Origin of the sequence: Leclercia sp. LSNIH1, assembly GCF_002902985.1 — a bacterium.
In the GTDB taxonomy this organism is placed as follows: Bacteria; Pseudomonadota; Gammaproteobacteria; order Enterobacterales; family Enterobacteriaceae; genus Enterobacter.
The window spans coordinates 3,008,029-3,025,155 of the sequence record NZ_CP026167.1; the positions used below are offsets into that span (position 1 = coordinate 3,008,029).

Annotated in this window: 14 protein-coding genes and 2 tRNA genes; 8 read left to right on the plus strand and 8 right to left on the minus strand. The window is 58.2% G+C overall.

Annotation, left to right across the window (positions count from 1 at the left end):
• Positions 1-6 precede the first annotated feature (6 nt).
• Complete coding sequence (locus C2U54_RS14970; protein WP_103179344.1) at positions 7-1,245, minus strand: MFS transporter; 1,239 nt, start codon at positions 1,243-1,245, stop codon at positions 7-9.
• Between the two features lie 330 nt (positions 1,246-1,575).
• Here C2U54_RS14970 and C2U54_RS14975 point away from each other — a divergent pair, with 330 nt between their 5' ends.
• The 5 genes from C2U54_RS14975 (at position 1,576) to C2U54_RS14995 (ending at position 7,566) form a co-directional block, all read left to right on the plus strand.
• Positions 1,576-2,646: a LacI family DNA-binding transcriptional regulator gene (locus tag C2U54_RS14975; protein ID WP_103179345.1), complete on the plus strand. Its 1,071-nt coding sequence runs from the start codon at positions 1,576-1,578 to the stop codon at positions 2,644-2,646.
• On the plus strand, positions 2,643-3,614 hold the full coding sequence (locus C2U54_RS14980; RefSeq protein WP_103179346.1) for a nuclear transport factor 2 family protein: 972 nt from the start codon (positions 2,643-2,645) through the stop codon (positions 3,612-3,614). The genes C2U54_RS14975 and C2U54_RS14980 overlap by 4 nt, the downstream gene beginning before the upstream one ends.
• Before the next feature lie 130 nt (positions 3,615-3,744).
• Complete coding sequence (locus C2U54_RS14985) at positions 3,745-4,884, plus strand: nuclear transport factor 2 family protein (protein ID WP_103179347.1); 1,140 nt, start codon at positions 3,745-3,747, stop codon at positions 4,882-4,884.
• A complete protein-coding gene (gene hisD / locus C2U54_RS14990) occupies positions 4,884-6,194 on the plus strand; it encodes a histidinol dehydrogenase (RefSeq protein ID WP_103179348.1) in 1,311 nt (436 codons plus the stop codon). Before C2U54_RS14985 ends, hisD begins: the two co-directional genes overlap by 1 nt.
• Positions 6,195-6,252: 58 nt before the next feature.
• Positions 6,253-7,566, plus strand: coding sequence for an amidase family protein (locus C2U54_RS14995; protein ID WP_103179349.1), 1,314 nt, complete (start codon positions 6,253-6,255; stop codon positions 7,564-7,566).
• Here C2U54_RS14995 and C2U54_RS15000 read toward each other — a convergent pair.
• The 4 genes from C2U54_RS15000 to mdtK form a co-directional block, all read right to left on the minus strand.
• Entirely contained in the window at positions 7,553-9,163 is a 1,611-nt protein-coding gene (locus C2U54_RS15000; RefSeq protein ID WP_103179350.1) for an FAD-NAD(P)-binding protein, read from the minus strand. The genes C2U54_RS14995 and C2U54_RS15000 overlap by 14 nt on opposite strands.
• 149 nt (positions 9,164-9,312) lie before the next feature.
• Positions 9,313-9,389 (minus strand) — tRNA-Val (locus tag C2U54_RS15005).
• 4 nt (positions 9,390-9,393) lie between these two features.
• Positions 9,394-9,470 (minus strand) — tRNA-Val (locus C2U54_RS15010).
• Positions 9,471-9,621: 151 nt separating this feature from the next.
• Positions 9,622-10,995 carry an MdtK family multidrug efflux MATE transporter gene (mdtK, locus tag C2U54_RS15015; protein ID WP_103179351.1) on the minus strand — a complete coding sequence of 458 codons (1,374 nt, stop codon included), beginning with the start codon at positions 10,993-10,995 and terminating at the stop codon, positions 9,622-9,624.
• Between the two features lie 222 nt (positions 10,996-11,217).
• Between mdtK and C2U54_RS15020 the strand changes: the two genes are divergently transcribed.
• Positions 11,218-11,862: a riboflavin synthase subunit alpha gene (locus C2U54_RS15020; RefSeq protein WP_103179352.1), complete on the plus strand. Its 645-nt coding sequence runs from the start codon at positions 11,218-11,220 to the stop codon at positions 11,860-11,862.
• Positions 11,863-11,893: 31 nt separating this feature from the next.
• Here C2U54_RS15020 and cfa read toward each other — a convergent pair whose 3' ends face one another.
• On the minus strand, positions 11,894-13,042 hold the full coding sequence (cfa, locus tag C2U54_RS15025; RefSeq protein WP_103179353.1) for a cyclopropane fatty acyl phospholipid synthase: 1,149 nt from the start codon (positions 13,040-13,042) through the stop codon (positions 11,894-11,896).
• A 280-nt stretch (positions 13,043-13,322) separates the two neighbouring features.
• Positions 13,323-14,519, minus strand: coding sequence for a purine nucleoside transporter PunC (gene punC, locus C2U54_RS15030; protein ID WP_103179354.1), 1,197 nt, complete (start codon positions 14,517-14,519; stop codon positions 13,323-13,325).
• Positions 14,520-14,634: 115 nt separating this feature from the next.
• Here punC and punR point away from each other — a divergent pair, with 115 nt between their 5' ends.
• Positions 14,635-15,558, plus strand: coding sequence for a DNA-binding transcriptional activator PunR (gene punR, locus C2U54_RS15035; protein ID WP_103179355.1), 924 nt, complete (start codon positions 14,635-14,637; stop codon positions 15,556-15,558).
• 5 nt (positions 15,559-15,563) lie between these two features.
• Here the strand turns inward: punR and purR are convergent, their stop codons facing one another.
• Positions 15,564-16,589, minus strand: a complete 1,026-nt coding sequence (gene purR / locus C2U54_RS15040) for an HTH-type transcriptional repressor PurR (RefSeq protein WP_103179356.1) — start codon at positions 16,587-16,589, stop codon at positions 15,564-15,566.
• 296 nt (positions 16,590-16,885) lie between these two features.
• On the opposite strand from purR, the gene cydH reads away from it, so the two are divergent.
• Positions 16,886-16,975, plus strand: coding sequence for a cytochrome bd-I oxidase subunit CydH (gene cydH / locus C2U54_RS15050; protein ID WP_103179357.1), 90 nt, complete (start codon positions 16,886-16,888; stop codon positions 16,973-16,975).
• Positions 16,976-17,127: the final 152 nt, after the last annotated feature.

Genomic DNA, 17,127 nt, shown 5'->3' on the forward strand with positions numbered 1-17,127 from the left:
TAAATATTACTGGTCGCGCGCGGGCGCGAGTGGGGCGTTAAGGGATAATTCCGCAGACGGCGGCGTTTTACGGCTATTCACCCAGCGCACGGAGAGCGGGGTGGCAATGGCCGCGATAACCGACAGGGCAGCAATAAAGAGATAGCCGGACGACAGATTAATGTGCTGCATCATCACGCCCATGATCACCGGCCCGGCAAACATGCCGCAGGAGTAAATGGTCTGGAACAGACCCATGCGCGTGGACTGCTCATCAGAGGTGGTATTGACCACGCTCAGGGACATAAAGGCCGCGAACGCCATCCCGAAGGAGAAGCCCGCCAGCGCCTGTAACAGATAGATGACATACATATTGCTGGTGAAGGGGATGCCTAAGGTCGACACCACCTGTAGGACAATGCCCAGCACCGCCGTCTTCATCAGCCCAAGGCGCTGATAAAAGAGGCTGCTGCAAAGGGCGATGGCGAGAGCGTAGAAGATCAGATGGATGTTACTCAGCAGGGTTAAGATCCCGGCACGCCCGCCTAACTGCTCGGCATAGATCGGCGTCAGCGTATCGCGGGTAGCAAAAGGCACCAGGATGACGAGGGTCGCCAGAATACCAATCAGCCACACCGAACGATCGGCCAGTTGCAGGCGGGCACCGGCGATACAGGCTTTCAGCGTCGGGGCTTTGACCGGATCGTGTACATCCTGGATGCGGGTGGTGAGAAGCAGCGCCACCAGCGCCGAGACGCAGGAGACGAAAAATGCGATGTTGTTCTCAAAATAGTGAATCAACAGGCCCCCGATGCAGTTGCCGAGAAACACCCCCAGCGGCCCCGCCAGCGCCAGAAAGGCCACCGCAGCAGGGGCATCTTTGCGGTCAAAATAGCGAATAAAGAGAATGTTGTAGAGCACCCAGGTGGCAGCGGTGACCCCGTCAGCCGCCTTCGCCAGATAGAGGGTGAGGGCGTTAGGCTCCAGCCACGCCAGCGGCCAGGCGATAATCGGCAGGACCAGCGCCCCCTGGATAAAGATTTTTCGACTCTTCACCACATCGGAAACAATCCCCAGTGGAAAGCGGATCAGCAGCGTGGCGAGGCCGCTGGCCCCCATGATGATCCCCATCACCTGCGGCTCCATCCCCTGGTTGATCATCATCGGGGCCAGGAACGCATCAATGCTGTGAATACAGATAAAAAACAACACGCTGATGATAAAAAAGAGCCGGGCTTCGGGTCGGCGTAACAGTGCTCGAAACATGGTTGTGAACCTCTTAAAACGTAATGGGTTAAAACCAGTCAAGTACAACGTTTACCGGCTCAATCCCTTTGGATACTGACCAGGCTGCCCGGTACAATTGACGGCGTGAATATTGCTCTGCATACGTATTCAAAAATTGAAGTTACGAAAAGGTTTCAGATTTGTAAAGGTAGTTTATCACCATTGTGAAAAAAATAATTTAGGCTGTTGCATACGCATGCAAACATGGTGTAAGTATAAAAAGTACCCGCTTCCTGCGGCGCGGTGACAGGGAATAGCCCTGCCACAAGTGCCGATGAGGGGAGTCACAGGGATAAGGAACTCACGGTAATGAAACGTAAGACTTTTACAGCGGTGACCTCTCAACAGGTGGCGCAGCTGGCGGGAGTATCACAATCGGCGGTGTCCCGCACCTTCACGCCGGGGGCGAGCATCTCACCGGCAACGCGTGAGAAGGTGCTCAAGGCGGCGCGTGAGCTGGGCTATCGGCCTAACGCCATCGCCCGCTCGCTTAACACGGCCCGCTCACGGATCATCGGCGTGGTGATCTCCTATTTTGATAACCAGTTTTATCCCCAGGTGCTTGAGGCGCTGGCGCAAAAGCTGGACACCCTTAACTATCACCTGCTGCTGTTTGTCGGCGATCGCGACGGGAACGTTGACCGGATTTTCGACCAGATCATGCAGTATCGGGTAGACGGCATTGTGCTGGCTTCGGTCACCCTGTCGCTTGACCTCTCCCAGGAGTGCCTTGCCGCCGGGATCCCGGTGGTGCTGTTTAACCGCAGCGAAGAGAGCGGAATGGCGTCGAGCGTCAACAGCAATAACGAGGCGGCATCCCGCCAGATTGCCGAATTTTTACTGGCGGCAGGACATAAACGCTTTGCCTACGTAGGAGGGGTGGCGGACTCGTCCGTCAACATCGCCCGTCAGCGCGGGTATTTGCAGGCTTTGCAGGAGCAGGGCATTGAGGATGTCCGGGTGGTGAACGGCAATTACGATGCCCAGGAGACGGCCCGAGCGGCCTATGCGCTCTTCTCCGCATCCCCCGCGCCGGACGCCATTTTTGTCGCCAATGACCATATGGCGGTGATCGTCATGGATGTGGCGCGCTACGAGTTTGGCCTGCGCATCCCGGAAGATGTCTCCATTGTGGGATATGACGACATCGGCCCCTCCGGCTGGGCTTCCTATGCATTAACCTCCGCGTCACAGCCCGTCGAGGCGATGGTCAGCGCCACGGTGGAACTCCTGATGAAGCAGATCGACAGCGGTACGATCGAGCCTGAACAAATTACCGTGCCGGGAAAACTGGTGGTACGCCACTCCGCACGCCGACCGCATGCGGGGGCTATCGACGCCGAGGGTTATTACATGTTCCAGACGCAGGAGGACAAATGAGCAGATTGCCGGGCTTCAGCCCTCAGTTCGATTCCATCCAACAGTTTATTCTCACCCTGACGCATGTGGTCTGGGAACAAAAGGATATCGGCCAGCTTGCCGACTTCTACGCTACGCCGGTGGTCTTTATCACCCCGGAAAAACAGCTGACCGATCTGCCGCAGTTTATGCGCCTGACCCTGGAGGCGATGCACAGCTTTCCCCAGCGCACCGTGCTGACCGAGGACATTCTGGCGACCGAGAATCCCGGTAATGAGTACTACGCCGCCCAGCGTACCATCGCCTGCATTCGCCATATGGGCGAAGGCTTCTTCGGCGCACCCAGCGGCAAAACCCTCTGGGTGCGCACCTGGGCCGACCGTATCTGTGCCGACGGCGCGGTGCGCCAGGAGTGGCTTTTGCAGGACAGAGCGGCGATTGTCGCTCAGCTCGGACTTAACGTGCAGGAATTTGCGCGCAATCTGGCGGGCATGCAGGAGCAGCTGGGTATTCCCCGGGCAACCGCCGAAACGCTGGACGCCCGCTGGTCGGGTGGCCCGGAGGGGGATGATGTCGAAGGGCCGATTGCCGGGGTAGTGGAGCGCTATCTCACCATGTGGGCGGGCGGGAACAGCGGCACCGTGCCGGGTCTGTATCATCCTGCCGCCACGCTCTATGCGCCGGGCCACTGCAGCGGCACGGGAGAGCAGGAGATTGCCGCGCTACTGTCGGGATACCGCGCCTCCTTTGCCGACAGCGAAGTGCAGCTGCACCACCTTATCGTGCGCCGGGACCCTGGCGAGCCGGTGCGCATTTCGCTGCGCTGGTCGCTCCTCACCTGGCACGACGGGTATGGCAAGTTTGGCGTGCCGACCCGTAAACCGGTATCGATCACTGGTATCAGTCAGCTTGAATTACGCGATGGTTTAATTATTCGCGAATATCTTGGTATTGATGAATTAGCTATCTGGTCGCAAATCGTGAATTAACCGGAGGTCCGCCTCCGCTATATTTCTTACCTGAACGATTTTGAATCCGCCGCAATAAATATTGCGGCTCCATTCTCCATCCATTCCGGGTGCGGGATCGTATTGTCTGAAAACAGAAGCAGGGGTTTATATGTCTTCAACTGAAGCAACAAATAAAGCACCAGCCGTACCTGAAAAAAATAATAAGCTCACCCGTGATGAACCGGTATTACAGGTTGAGCGTCGCGACTTTATTGATTTAGTGCCGGAGAAACGTCCGCGGGCGCAATCATTACGTGGGTTCGATGAGTGTTATACCGATATTGTCGATTATATTGTCCGCTGCACCCATAAAATATGGGATGAACGCGACGTGGGGTTAATTTACACCCACTATACGCACAACTGCGTCTTATATAACGCGCTGGGTACTCTCTATACCCGCGAGCAGGTAGTGCAGGATACGCTGCAACGCCTGGTGGCTTTTCCGGAGCGCCGCGGCATGGCGACCCAGGTGATCTGGAACGGTAACGACGTGGACGGTTTTTACACCTCGCACCTGGTGACCGGCAGCGGGCGGCATACCCAGTTCAGCCACCTCGGCAAACCGACTAACCGAACGTTCGTCACCCGCACCGTGGCCGACTGCATGATCCACGAGAACAAGATCTATCGCGAGTGGGTGGTGAGCGACAACATGTCGCTGATGAAGCAGCTGGGACTGAACACCGATGAAATCGCCTTCAACATGGCGAAAGAGCAGTTCGACAAGGGCTTTCGCGTTACCGATATCGGTGAAAACGGCCGCATGCTGGGGCAGTATCCGCCGGAGATGGTCTGCGATGTCTCCATCGCCCATACCGACACCGAAGAGCAGTGCCTGCGCTGGATGCACGAAATCTATAACCGCCGGATGCTCGGCAAGATCAAAGAGGTCTACGCGCCGAACGTTCAGTGGCACGGCCCGCTGATGAAAGAGCTGTACGGCACGGCATCGGTGACGCACCAGACTCTGGCCCTGATCGGCATGATCCCTGACGGCGCCTGGCTGCCGCAGCACATCTGCTCCAACCCGTGCGACGAAGGCGGCACGAAAGTAGCGATACGCTGGATCATCGAGGGCCACCACCTGGGCTACGGCAAGCTGGGTAAACCGACCGGTAAACGTCTGTTCGTGATGGGGATGTCTCACTACCACATTATCAACGGCAAAATTGTCGACGAGTGGGTGCTTTACGATCACCTGGCGCTGCTGGCACAAATCAAACTGGGTCAAATGGAGGAAGCATAATGTCTGTACAGTCAATTGTTGACCAGGTGAGCTGGATCAAACGTCCCCAGGGGCAGGATGCGCAGGCCGACAAATCGTTAACCGACACGGTCGGTGGCATTATTGCGCGGGTAAAAGACGAGGGCGACGCGGCCCTGAGAGATTTCTCGCGGCAGTTTGATAAGGTGGTGCCCGCGCAGTTTGAAGTCACGGCCCAGGAGATTGAGACCGCGCTGCGCGAGATGGACCCGCAGACCCGCCGCGACAGCGAGTTTGCCATCGCCCAGGTCAGGCGCTTTGCCGAGGCCCAGCTTGCCACCATGCAGCCGCTGGAGGTGGAAACCCTGCCTGGCGTGCATCTGGGGCACCGCATTATTCCGGTTCAGACGGTAGGGTGTTATGTGCCGGGGGGCCGCTATCCGATCCTCTCCGCGCCGGTGATGTCCATCGTGCCCGCCACGGTTGCCGGGTGCGAGCAGATTATCGCCTGTCTGCCGCCCGCGGCGCACCCGTCGATGATTGCGGTCTGTCACCTGGCCGGGGCGCACCGGATCTTTAAAATTGGCGGTGCTCAGGCGGTGGCGGCCATGGCCTGGGGAACGGAGAGCGTACCGGCGGTGGATAAAATTGTCGGACCGGGCAACGCCTTTGTGAACGAGGCCAAGCGCCAGGTGTTTGGCAAAGTGGGGATTGACGCTCTGGCGGGGCCGAGCGAGATCTTCACCGTCGCCGACGACAGCGCTGATGCGCGCATTATTGCCGCCGATCTGCTGGCGCAGGCCGAGCATGATGTTCACACCCGCGTCGGGCTGGCGACCACCAGCCGGGCGATCGCCGAGGGGGTGCTGTCAGAAATTGAGCGCCAGCTGATGACGCTGCCTACCGCCGCCACCGCGGGCGAAGCCTGGCGTCGTCAGGGTGAAATCGTGGTCTGCGACAGCGAAGAGCAGTTGATCGCCTTTGCGGATCATATGGCGACCGAGCATCTGCAGGTCCATACCCGCGACCCGCACAGCACGGCAGCGAAAATCCGCAATTACGGCTCGCTGTTTATCGGTCAGAACGCCAGCGTGGTCTTCTCGGACAAATGTTGCGGCACCAACCACACCCTGCCAACCATGGCGGCGGCACGTTACACCGGCGGGCTGTGGGTGGGAGCTTACGTTAAAATCTGTACCCATCAGTGGATCGACGAGCAGGGCATCGCGGCGATTGCGGAACCGGCCATTCGCCAGAGCCGTACCGAGGGGATGCAGGGGCACCGTCGCGCCGCGGAGATCCGTCTGCATCCGGAAGCGCTGGATGCCATCACCTCCGGACTGCGGGACTGATTGCAACGGGAGACCAGCGCGTTGCGCTGGCCTCCGGCATGACTGTGAAGAGGACGATATGCAAAAGAGTCGGTTGATTCCTCCCCGGGATGCCCCCGAAGAGATAGCCCGGCGGCTGGCGATCATTGCCGGGCAGCCGCAGCTGAACGCAATCCTCGGCATCAACCCGGAGGCGCAGGCCCAGGCGCACCTCTGCCAGTCGCAGCGGCGTCGCGGCCAGACGTTGGGGCCGCTGCACGGCGTGCCGCTGGTGGTCAAAGATAATATCGCCTGCGCCGGACTGCCGGTAACGGCAGGGTGTCAGGCCCTGGCCGCGCTTCGGTCCACAGGGGATGCGCTGGTGGTGCGCCGTCTGCGGGCTGCCGGGGCGATTATTCTGGCCCGGGCCAATATGTCTGAGTTTGCTTTCGACGTCCGCTCCCGCAGCTCGCTTGGCGGCGATGTGCATCACCCGCTGTTTTTGGGCATTACGGCAGGCGGCTCCAGCGGCGGCAGCGCGGCGGCGGTGGCGGCAGGAATGGCGGAGGGGGCGCTGGGTACTGATACCGGCGGCTCGATCCGCATCCCGTGCAGCTATACCGGGCTGGTGGGGGTAAGACCGCGGGTGCGCAGGGGGCAGATGGAGGGCATCGCGCCGCTCTCCCTCAGTAAAGACACGGTGGGGCCGATGGTACATAGCGTGCAGGATGCGGCCCTGCTGCACTGGATTATCCACGGCCAGACGCCACGGACCCTTGAATCCGTTTCGCTGAAAGGGGTGCGTTTTGGGGTGATTCGCAGCCTGGAAGGGAGCGATTCGCACCAGGGAGAGGTATGGCATGCCGCCCTCGCGCAGCTTGCGCGTCACGGCGCAACGCTTACGGAGATCGATCTGCCGATACTGCACGACGTGGAGAGAGCAATCTGCCTGAGCCTGTTCGAATTTCGCGTGGGGTTCGATGCCTGGTTAAAGCAGCATCCGGGGGCGCCGACGGATCTGCATACCATTGTGGCATCCGGGCAATTTTTGCCGGAGTTTTTACCGCTCCTGACCCAGATGCTCGCCTGCGACAAACTGAAAACCCCGGCGTGGCGCGCCGGAAGAGAGCTGCGGCGTCGGTTGCGCCACACCCTTGGTCAGGTAGCAGAGCAGGCGGGGGTCGATGCTTACCTCTACCCAACGGTGTGCCGTATACCCGACAGCCTGGAGAAGATGCCGCCCGGATGTGCACCTGAGCTGGCGGCCATCAGCAGTTTCGCCGCTATCACGCTTCCTTGCGGCAGAACGCGCAGCGGCTTTCCTGTGGGGCTGGAAATTCTCTCTCCCGCAGCCGATGAATCGCCGCTGCTGGCGTTGGCCGCCGCCTGCGAAACCGCCTTTACTCCGCCATAAGCGGCAACCGCCTGCGTACGCGGGAGGCGGGCTGAACGGCGGCTTTCGCCATCGCTTCGCCGATCTCCGCGCAGGCCACCAGACCCTGGACAAAGGGGCGATCGTGCATCAGATAGGGCAGGGCGCCGAAGGCGATGCGCCCGCGCAGGTACTCCGGTGCCAGCAGGGTGTAATCGTCGCCGACGTCGGGGATATCTTCTCCTGCAGAGACAAGCTGTTCGCGCAGGGACGGAAACGGCAGGTCTTTGCTTTTCAGCGCTTTCTGCCCGCGGGCGTCGATAAAGGTATCAAAGATCCAGCGTTTACCCTCGGCGTGAATGACCGTCCGGTTCCCTTCTGCGGTCAGTTCATACTCGTTGCCCAGCGCCTCGATGCTGATGATACCCGCCTCGCGCAGGGCCAGCAGTCGGCGCACCGACCGTGAAGGGATCGCCGCATAATTGTCGATAAACACCCGCGCCAGCCCCGTTTTAAAGCGTTCTCTGTCGGTCTCATCCAGGTAGGGCACAATCTTTTCTACGGCCTCATGCAGCCGCAACACGGTGTAGCGCCACGGCAACGTGCGGTGGTCCCGCTTGTTGCGCTCCACTTCATCCAGGTTAGAGACCGCCCAGCGGAACGGGCCATGCTTCTGGCGATCGGCAAACCAGGCGTCGCGGATGCTGTCGGCGGTGAGGGTGTCCAGGGCGATCGCCTTGCTCCACTGCGGGTCAGCCTGCGTCAGCTCTTCAATCATCAGCATAAATACCCGGTCGAGCAGGCCGGTGGTGCCCTGCTGGATCGCCGCCTCGATGGCCGTTTCCGTGACCACGGTTAACGGCTCGTAAGGGATAGGACAGTAGAAATCGGCTTCGGGCAGGATGCCAGAGCGGGACATCAGCACAATCTTCAGCGCCTCGCTCTTCTCATCGAGCCGGTAGTGGATCTGCTCGTCATCGGTCTCAATGAATTTGCCATGCTGTGCGGCGACGGCCATTGCCGCGTCCAGCCCGCTCAGGGAGGTACCTAAAATGCCCACCTTGCCCGCGCCGATGCTGGCCTCCATCAGCCCGGACCAGGGGCTCGGGAAGAAGTCGCGTGAAGAGGTATCTTCGTCCGGCCAGACGTGGCCGGTGGCGATCACCGCCAGATCGAACTGGTCAGGAGTGAGTTTGCCGTCGGTCCAGATGCTCACCCCCTCGGCGCTGGCCAGCAGATCGCTCACCTGGCAGGACTCCTGGACAGTGATCTCGAAGCCCTGTTTTCGTGCCTGCGCGATGAGCGTCTGGAACTGGTCACGGAAATACTGGCCCAGCAGAATACGCGGCAGGAACTGTCGGTCGTGCAGGGTAGATTTCTGCACGCCGTAGCGCGCAAGATGCGCCTCACTCTGGGTGCGCAGCCACGCGAGGTAGGTGGAGAAAAGGGGCGGGATCTCAATGCTGGCGATATTGGCCAGCATCATGCGCGAGTTATCTTCATCGCTATAGGGCATCCCGACGCCGGCCTCTTCAGCCTGTTCATAAACGGTGACGGAAAGCGGTGTATTCAGTTTCAGAAGAGAAAAGAGGGTATAGATCCCTGTGGGACCTGCTCCGACAATGGCAATTTTTTTCATTGTGTTTACCTGCTGTTTTTTTTACCGAATCCATGGGGAAAATGCTATGCAGGTTAAGTGTGGTAGAAAACGGGTGATGAGCAACTCAGAAACGAAGCGAAAGTGATAAATCAGAGAAGAAGAGGGATTGCACCATTTCAGAACTGAAATGGTGCGTCCGAGTGGACTCGAACCACCGACCCCCACCATGTCAAGGTGGTGCTCTAACCAACTGAGCTACGGACGCAGAATGGTGCGTTCAATTGGACTCGAACCAACGACCCCCACCATGTCAAGGTGGTGCTCTAACCAACTGAGCTATGAACGCATTGTTGTGTGTGACAACGGGGACGGATATTAGCGGCAGTGGTCGCATGAGGCAAGAGGCAAACCGCAATTTTCTTTCAGATTTCACACGATTGCTCTATTCCCGCGCAAAATGAAGAGAAAGTAGCCGCCCGCAGGCGGCTGGCGGGTGATTAACGCGCAGCGCGTTGCAAAATTACGCTGGATGGCTGGCGCTGTAAAAAACGCATGCGCAGCATCATCATAACGGCGGCGGAGGTCAGACCGATGATAAAGCCCATCCAGAAACCGGCCGGGCCCATACGATCCACCACCAGATCGGTGAGCGCCAGAATATAGCCGCTCGGCAGACCCAGCACCCAGTAGGCGATAAAGGTGATAAAGAAGATCGAACGCGTATCTTTATAACCTCGAAGCACGCCGCTGCCGATCACCTGGATTGAATCGGAGAGCTGGTACACGGCCGCGAGCAGCATCAGATGGGAGGCCAGCAGCACCACTTCCGGGTTGTCGTTATAGAGCAGGGCGATCTGCTCGCGCAGCGTGACGGTGAACAGCGCCGTGCAGACGGCCATGCACATGCCTACGCCAATGCCGGTCCGGGCTGCGATTTGCGCATCCAGCGTGGAGCCCTGTCCGAGGCGATAACCGACGCGAATGGTTACCGCGGCAGCAAGCGACAGCGGCAGGACGAACATCAGCGAGCTGAAGTTAAGGGCGATCTGGTGCCCGGCCACATCCACAATCCCCAGCGGGGAGACGAGCAGGGCGACCACCGCGAACAGCGTCACTTCGAAGAAGAGCGCCAGCGCGATAGGCAGGCCCAGCTGCACCAGCCGTTTGACCACCTCCATGTCCGGCTGGCTGAAACCCGCTTTGCTACGGATATCACGCATGGAGCGGGCACGCTTCACATAGGAGAGCATGCCGAAGAACATCACCCAGTAGACTACCGCCGTGGCAACGCCGCAGCCGATGCCGCCCAGTTCAGGCATGCCGAAATGACCGTAAATAAAGATGTAGTTCACCGGGATATTGACCAGCAGGCCGATAAAGCCCAGCACCATGCCCGGTTTGGTCTTCGCCAGACCTTCACGCTGATTACGCATCACCTGGAAGAATAAATAACCCGGCGTCCCCCAGAGAAGGGCGCGTAAATAGCCGACGGCTTTATCCGCCAGGGCCGGGTCAATATTGCGCATGGCGTGAATAATATAGCCCGCGTTCCAAAGCACCAGCATGATCAACACCGAGACCAGACCGGCCAGCCAGAAGCCCTGACGGATCTGATGGGCGATACGATCCCGCCGCCCGGAGCCGTTAAGCTGAGCAATCACTGGCGTCAAGGCCAGCAGGAGGCCGTGGCCGAAGAGAATAGCCGGTAGCCAGATAGAGGTCCCGATGGCTACCGCGGCCATATCGGTGGCGCTGTAGCCACCCGCCATAACTGTATCGACGAACCCCATTGAGGTCTGGGCGATTTGCGCGAGTATCACCGGGATTGCCAGAGCTAATAACTGACGCGCTTCAATCATGTACTTCTGCACGTGAACACCTTTGGTATTGTTGTTATTTGAATGCAAAAAAAGCCGCTGCGAAAAACAGCAAGAAGAAGATGCGGGGAAGTCCAGCTATTGTAGCGGGGATAAGCTAATTATCTAGTGAAAAAATCGCCAGAAAAGGTGGGTACTGGCAACCTCTATTTTCAACTGTTATTGTGGTGGGATTAAACGGTGTTAACACCGAAGGAACAAACAGGAGTCGTAAGCATGTTTACTGGTATTGTGCAGGGCACCGCGAAACTGGTGGCCATTGATGAAAAACCCAATTTCCGTACCCACGTCGTCGCCCTGCCGGACGAGATGCTCGATGGGCTGGAGACCGGGGCATCGGTTGCACACAACGGTTGTTGCCTGACGGTGACCGAAATTAACGGTAATCTCATCAGCTTCGATTTAATGAAAGAGACGCTGCGCATTACCAATTTGGGCGACCTGGTTGAGGGCGATATTGTTAACGTGGAGCGCGCCGCGAAATTCAGCGACGAAATTGGCGGGCATTTAATGTCAGGCCATATTATGACTACCGCGGAAATTGCCAAAATCCTCACCTCAGAAAATAATCGTCAAATCTGGTTCAAGGTGCAGGATCCTTCATTGATGAAGTACATCCTCTATAAAGGCTTTATTGGCGTGGATGGCATTAGTCTGACCGTTGGTGAAGTGACGCCTACCCGATTCAGTGTCCACCTGATCCCGGAGACGCTGCAGCGCACGACTCTCGGCAGCAAAAAGCTGGGGCACAGAGTGAATATCGAAATCGACCCGCAAACCCAGGCGGTGGTCGATACCGTGGAGCGCGTACTGGCGGCGAAAGAGGCCGCCGCTATCCAGCAGACGCTCAACGACGCATGATAAAAAAGACCCCGGCAAGCCGGGGTCTTTTTTAGCGGGGCACCCGCAGGCCGTGCTCCACGCCGCGGCTGAATACCACCTGCCACAGTTGAATATCACGGGCGCGAAACGCACCGGCGCAGGCGTTCAGATAGTAGCTGAACATCCGTTTAAATCGTTCAGAATAGTTGTCGGCGATCTCCGGCCAGCTGGCAAGGAAGCGCGCATGCCAGGCCATCAGGGTAGTATCGTAATCAGCGCCAAAATTATGCCAGTCCTCCATTACAAAATGGGCTTCGCTGGCATTCGCAATCTGGCGAACTGAGGGCAAACAGCCATTCGGAAAGATGTACTTGTCTATCCAGGGATCAACGTTATGGTCGGTTTTTCGTGAGCCAATGGTATGCAGCAGGAACAGGCCATCCGGCTTCAGGTTACGATCCACCACGTTGAAATAGGTGTTGTAGTTTTTTGGCCCCACATGCTCGAACATCCCTACCGAGACAATGCGATCGAACTGATCGTGCAGATCGCGGTAGTCCTGTAACAGGATGGTGACATCCAGCCCGGCGCAGCGCGCCTGCGCCATGCGTTGCTGCTCCGCTGATATGGTCACACCGACCACGCTGACGCCATAGTGCTGCGCCATAAACTCCGCCAGCCCGCCCCAGCCGCAACCGATATCCAGTACCCGCATACCGGGCTGCAGTTGCAGTTTTTCGCAGATGAGGCGCAGTTTATCCTGCTGGGCCTGCTCAAGGGTGGTGGCCTCTTTCCAGTAACCGCAGGAGTACTGCATAGCCGGGTCGAGCATACGGCTGAACAGGTCATTGCCAAGATCGTAGTGCTCTTTGCCGACAATCCAGGCGCGCTTTTTACTTTGCAGGTTGAACAGGCGGGCAGTAGCGATGCGCAGGGTATCCTTCAGGTGGCTGGGCAGCTGTGTTTCCAGACCCGCTCGCAGAACCTTATGGAAAAAGATGTCCAGCCGTTCGCACTCCCACCAGCCGTCCATATAGCTCTCGCCGAGACCCAGTGAGCCCTGCTTCAGGACGCGTTTAAAAAAATCGGGGTGTTTAACTTGTAGATCGGAGGATGCCGGGCCGTTGATGGTGATACCCGCGCGGCTCAGCAATTCATTGACTATCCGGAACCAGTCATCATTCCGGATGCTGACTTCTTCTATACACGATGAACTCATAGCTTCTCCATCACCTGATGTGATCAGAACCCATAAACAGCGTAGACGCTCTTCATGGAGAGTGAGAAATTTCACGGTGCAACCCGTGAGGCTAATATCCGACGTAGAACAGAGGAAGGGAGAGGACCCTTGCCGAAAGGCCATCCATGGTAAAACGGGAGCAATCCGGCTCCCGTTAACACTTAATAATTTTAGTATTTATCAGAAAGCTTTAGCCAGTATAGGACTGATATCCTGGTGATTCAACAGCATATTGTTAGTACGCTAATTATTTATCCTGTCAGGCGTGGGAAGATTCTGCGTGCGGGCTCTCATCCTGCTGGCCCACAGGGAGATACTGCATCCGATAGCCAAGCGCGGCCAGCACGACGGTCGCCACCATCACGCTGGTGGTGGTCAGCAACGGGGTGGCAATCAGCCAGGAGACCAGCAGGCTCGCGAGGAAACAGAGTCCCAGCTGCAGGGTGTTCTGCAGTGCCGCCGCGCTGCCGGTTGCCTGCGGGAAGGGACGCAGCGCCTGCGCTACCACGATAGGGTAGATGGCGCCGTTCGCCACTGCCATCAGGCAGAAGGGGGCCAGCAACGCCGCCAGGCTGACGCCCGGAATAAACCCGATCGCCCAGGTACCGATCACGCTGACGGCAAACAGGCCCAGCAGCCACGGCAGCATCTGGTGACCCGGCCATTTTTGCAGGGCGGCGCGGCAGCCGTAACCCCCAATCAGGAAGGCGATAGTCTGCGGCACATAGCTCAGTCCGATCGCCGCCGGGCTGTAGCCCATATCGCTGAGGATAAACGGCGAGCCGGTCAGCCAGGCGAAGAAGCTGGCGGAACAGGCGGCGTAGATCAGTACGTTACCGCGGTAGATCCGGGAGCGAAGCAGGGTGAAGAAGGTCACGCGGGAGGTTGGCTGCGCCTCTTTTACCGTCACTGGCTTCAGGAAAAAGGCCGGGATCATCAGCACCAGGGTAATGGCAAACAGCACCGCAAAAATGGCCTGCCAGCTGAAATGGGCGAGGATCCAGCTGCCGAGCAGCGGTGCCAGCGCTGGCGACAAGCCAACCAGCGGCATGATGGTGGCGAAAATGCGGTTGGTTCGCGATGCCGGGTAGTAATCGGTCACCAGCGCCTGCCAGGTCACCGCCGCGGCGCAGACCCCCACCGCCTGGATAAAGCGTAGCACCAGCAGCCAGGTGGCGTCGCGTACCCACAGCATACCGAGGCAGCCGAATGCAAAGATGGCTAAGCCGGCCAGCAGTACCGGCTTGCGTCCGAAGCGGTCAGACATCGGTCCCCAGAGCAGCTGCGCGAAGGCAAAACCGGCCAGGAAGAGGCTCAGGCTGGCGCTGATGGCGGCAGCCGGGGTTTGCAGATCCGCCTGCATGATGGCGAACGCAGGCAGGTACATATCGGTGGCGAGGAAGCCCAGCACGCTCAGGCCGCCGAGCCAGACTAAAAATCCTTTCCCGGGTTGCATGGTTTTATTGTCCTTATGGATGCAGGTTTAGGTAGCCGCTGAGTGTAGGCAGTGCAATCCCGCTTGTGAAACGCTAATATTTGGCGGTTGCATTCAAATTTTTTGCAGGCAGAAAATGTGGTCAGAATATTCCCTTGAAGTGGTGGATGCCGTGGCGCGTAACGGCAGTTTCAGCGGCGCGGCACAGGAGCTACATCGTGTCCCGTCAGCCATCAGCTATACGGTGCGTCAGCTTGAGGAGTGGCTGGCGGTGCCGCTATTTGAACGGCGACACCGTGATGTGGAGCTGACGCCTGCCGGGCTGTGGTTTCTGAAGGAGGGGCGTTCTGTTATCAAAAAAATGCAGATCACCCGCGAACAGTGTCAGCAGATTGCCAACGGCTGGCGCGGGCATATCTCCATTGCGGTGGATAACATCGTTCGTCCCGAGCGCACCCGCCAGATGATCGTCGACTTTTATCGCCACTTCGCTGACGTTGAGCTGCGTGTCTCCCAGGAGGTCTTTAACGGTGTCTGGGATGCGCTGGCGGATGGCAGGGTGGAGATGGCGATCGGCGCGACCCAGGCGATACCGGTGGGGGGGCGCTACGCGTTTCGCGATATGGGGATGCTGAGCTGGGTCTGCGTGGTGGCGAGCCACCATCCGCTGGCCGCGCTTCCCGGCCCGCTCAGCGATGATACCCTGCGCAACTGGCCGTCGCTGGTGCGGGAAGATACCTCCCGCTCGCTGCCGAAACGGATCACCTGGCTGCTGGATAACCAGCGGCGGATCGTCACCCCGGACTGGGAATCCTCTGCGACCTGCCTGTCGGCCGGGTTGTGCGTGGGGATGGTGCCGGTCCATTTTGCCCGGCCCTGGATAGACAGTGGCAAATGGGTGGAGCTGACGCTGGAAAACCCCTTCCCGGATGCGGCCTGCTGCCTCACCTGGCAACAAAACGACATGTCACCGGCGCTGGCGTGGCTGCTGGATTATCTGGGGGACAGTGAAACGATGAACAGAGAGTGGTTGCGGGAGCCAGAGGTACTGGCTCCCTGAGCGGATCAACGGCGGTAGTCGCGGAACGGGCCATCGGCGACGGAGCGGCGTTCGATCAAACGCGGATGCACTTCAATGGACTGCGACTCTTCACGTTTATTGACGATACGGTCGAGCAGCATGTTAAAGGCGGTCTCGCCCAGCGAATCTTTTGGCTGGTGGATGGTGGTCAGCGCCGGGGTGAAGAAACGGGCGTTGCGCACGTTATCATACCCGATCAGCGAAACGTCCTGCGGAACGCGCAGGCCCATCTCGTCAGCGGCACACAGGGCACCCATCGCCATAACATCGCCGCCGCAGAAAATAGCGGTCGGACGCGGCGTCTGGGAGAGGATCTGCTGCATTGCGCGATAGCCGGACTCCGGCTCAAAGTCGCCCTGGACGATCCAGTTTTCCGGCACCGTGATTAAGGCTTCTTCCATCGCTTTCATAAAACCGGCCAGACGACCGGCGCCGGTGTTGCGCTCCAGCGCGCCCGGGATGACGCCAATATCGCGATGCCCGCGTTCGATCAGATAACGTCCGGCCATGTAGCCACCTTCAAAGGCGTTATCAATGACCGAGTCGGTGAAGTCCGCTTTCGCTTCGCCCCAGTCCATCACCACCATCGGGATATTGCGATACTCTTCCAGCATCTTCAGCAGCGGCTCCGGGTATTCCGAGCACATTACCAGCAGGCCGTCGACGCGCTTTTGCGCCATCATCGACAGATAGGCCCGCTGCTTCTCCAGGCTGTTCCAGGCGTTGCCGAGGATCAGGGTGTAACCTTTCTGGAAGCAGTTTTTCTCTACCGCTTCAATAATTTCTGCGAAGTAGGGGGCTTCGCTGCTGGTCGCCAGCAGGCCGATCGATTTGGTGTGGTTCACCTTCAGACTACGGGCGACGGCGCTCGGAGAATAGTGCAGCTCTTTGATCGCTGCCCAGACGTTGTTACGCGTCTCTTCCGCCACAAAGCGGGTTTTGTTAATAACATGTGATACGGTTGTAGTGGAAACGTTTGCGCGTTTCGCTACGTCTTTAATTGTTGCCATCAGATGTCACTCCAGACCATATCTTAAGCTCCTGAAAAACCAATAGGTAAACGTTTGCCTTCACTCGCCCTAATTGCGCAATTTGAATTGCGGTACGCCGGGAAAACGACACAGGACGTCAGGAGGGGGTCAATGGCCGGTACGCTAATAAATTTAGCGTGGAATTTTGGCTGATCTTGACCAAAAGGGGAAGAGTAAAAATCGATATCAATCTAAATCCAGCAAGATTTTTACCCTGAACTGTGCAAAAATGAGCAAGCTCACTCTTCGTAGGGTGATTAAAAGGAGAAAAATTGATGAGTACCGATCTTAAGTTTTCGCTGATTACCACCGTTATTGTTCTGGGTCTGATCGTTGCCAGCGGTCTTACGGCTGCGCTGCACTGATATTTGCGAGGGAGCTAACGCTCCCTCGTCTCCCTTCTGCTATTGTTACGCGTCCGGCAAAAATCTTTTGCCAAATTGTTAACTTCTCATTTTTTGTGATTGATGTCATGCTTTCGCCTTCATTGTTCTGTGTCGCCTGACGACACGGTATC

Bases quoted from the DNA above. Each gene is read 5' to 3' on its own strand.
- C2U54_RS14970 (WP_103179344.1), bottom strand. From the start codon at position 1,245: ATGTTTCGAGCACTGTTACGCCGACCCGAAGCCCGGCTCTTTTTTATC.
- C2U54_RS14975 (WP_103179345.1), top strand. From the start codon at position 1,576: ATGAAACGTAAGACTTTTACAGCGGTGACCTCTCAACAGGTGGCGCAG.
- C2U54_RS14980 (WP_103179346.1), top strand. From the start codon at position 2,643: ATGAGCAGATTGCCGGGCTTCAGCCCTCAGTTCGATTCCATCCAACAG.
- C2U54_RS14985 (WP_103179347.1), top strand. From the start codon at position 3,745: ATGTCTTCAACTGAAGCAACAAATAAAGCACCAGCCGTACCTGAAAAA.
- hisD (WP_103179348.1), top strand. From the start codon at position 4,884: ATGTCTGTACAGTCAATTGTTGACCAGGTGAGCTGGATCAAACGTCCC.
- C2U54_RS14995 (WP_103179349.1), top strand. From the start codon at position 6,253: ATGCAAAAGAGTCGGTTGATTCCTCCCCGGGATGCCCCCGAAGAGATA.
- C2U54_RS15000 (WP_103179350.1), bottom strand. From the start codon at position 9,163: ATGAAAAAAATTGCCATTGTCGGAGCAGGTCCCACAGGGATCTATACC.
- C2U54_RS15020 (WP_103179352.1), top strand. From the start codon at position 11,218: ATGTTTACTGGTATTGTGCAGGGCACCGCGAAACTGGTGGCCATTGAT.
- cfa (WP_103179353.1), bottom strand. From the start codon at position 13,042: ATGAGTTCATCGTGTATAGAAGAAGTCAGCATCCGGAATGATGACTGG.
- punC (WP_103179354.1), bottom strand. From the start codon at position 14,519: ATGCAACCCGGGAAAGGATTTTTAGTCTGGCTCGGCGGCCTGAGCGTG.
- punR (WP_103179355.1), top strand. From the start codon at position 14,635: ATGTGGTCAGAATATTCCCTTGAAGTGGTGGATGCCGTGGCGCGTAAC.
- purR (WP_103179356.1), bottom strand. From the start codon at position 16,589: ATGGCAACAATTAAAGACGTAGCGAAACGCGCAAACGTTTCCACTACA.
- cydH (WP_103179357.1), top strand. From the start codon at position 16,886: ATGAGTACCGATCTTAAGTTTTCGCTGATTACCACCGTTATTGTTCTG.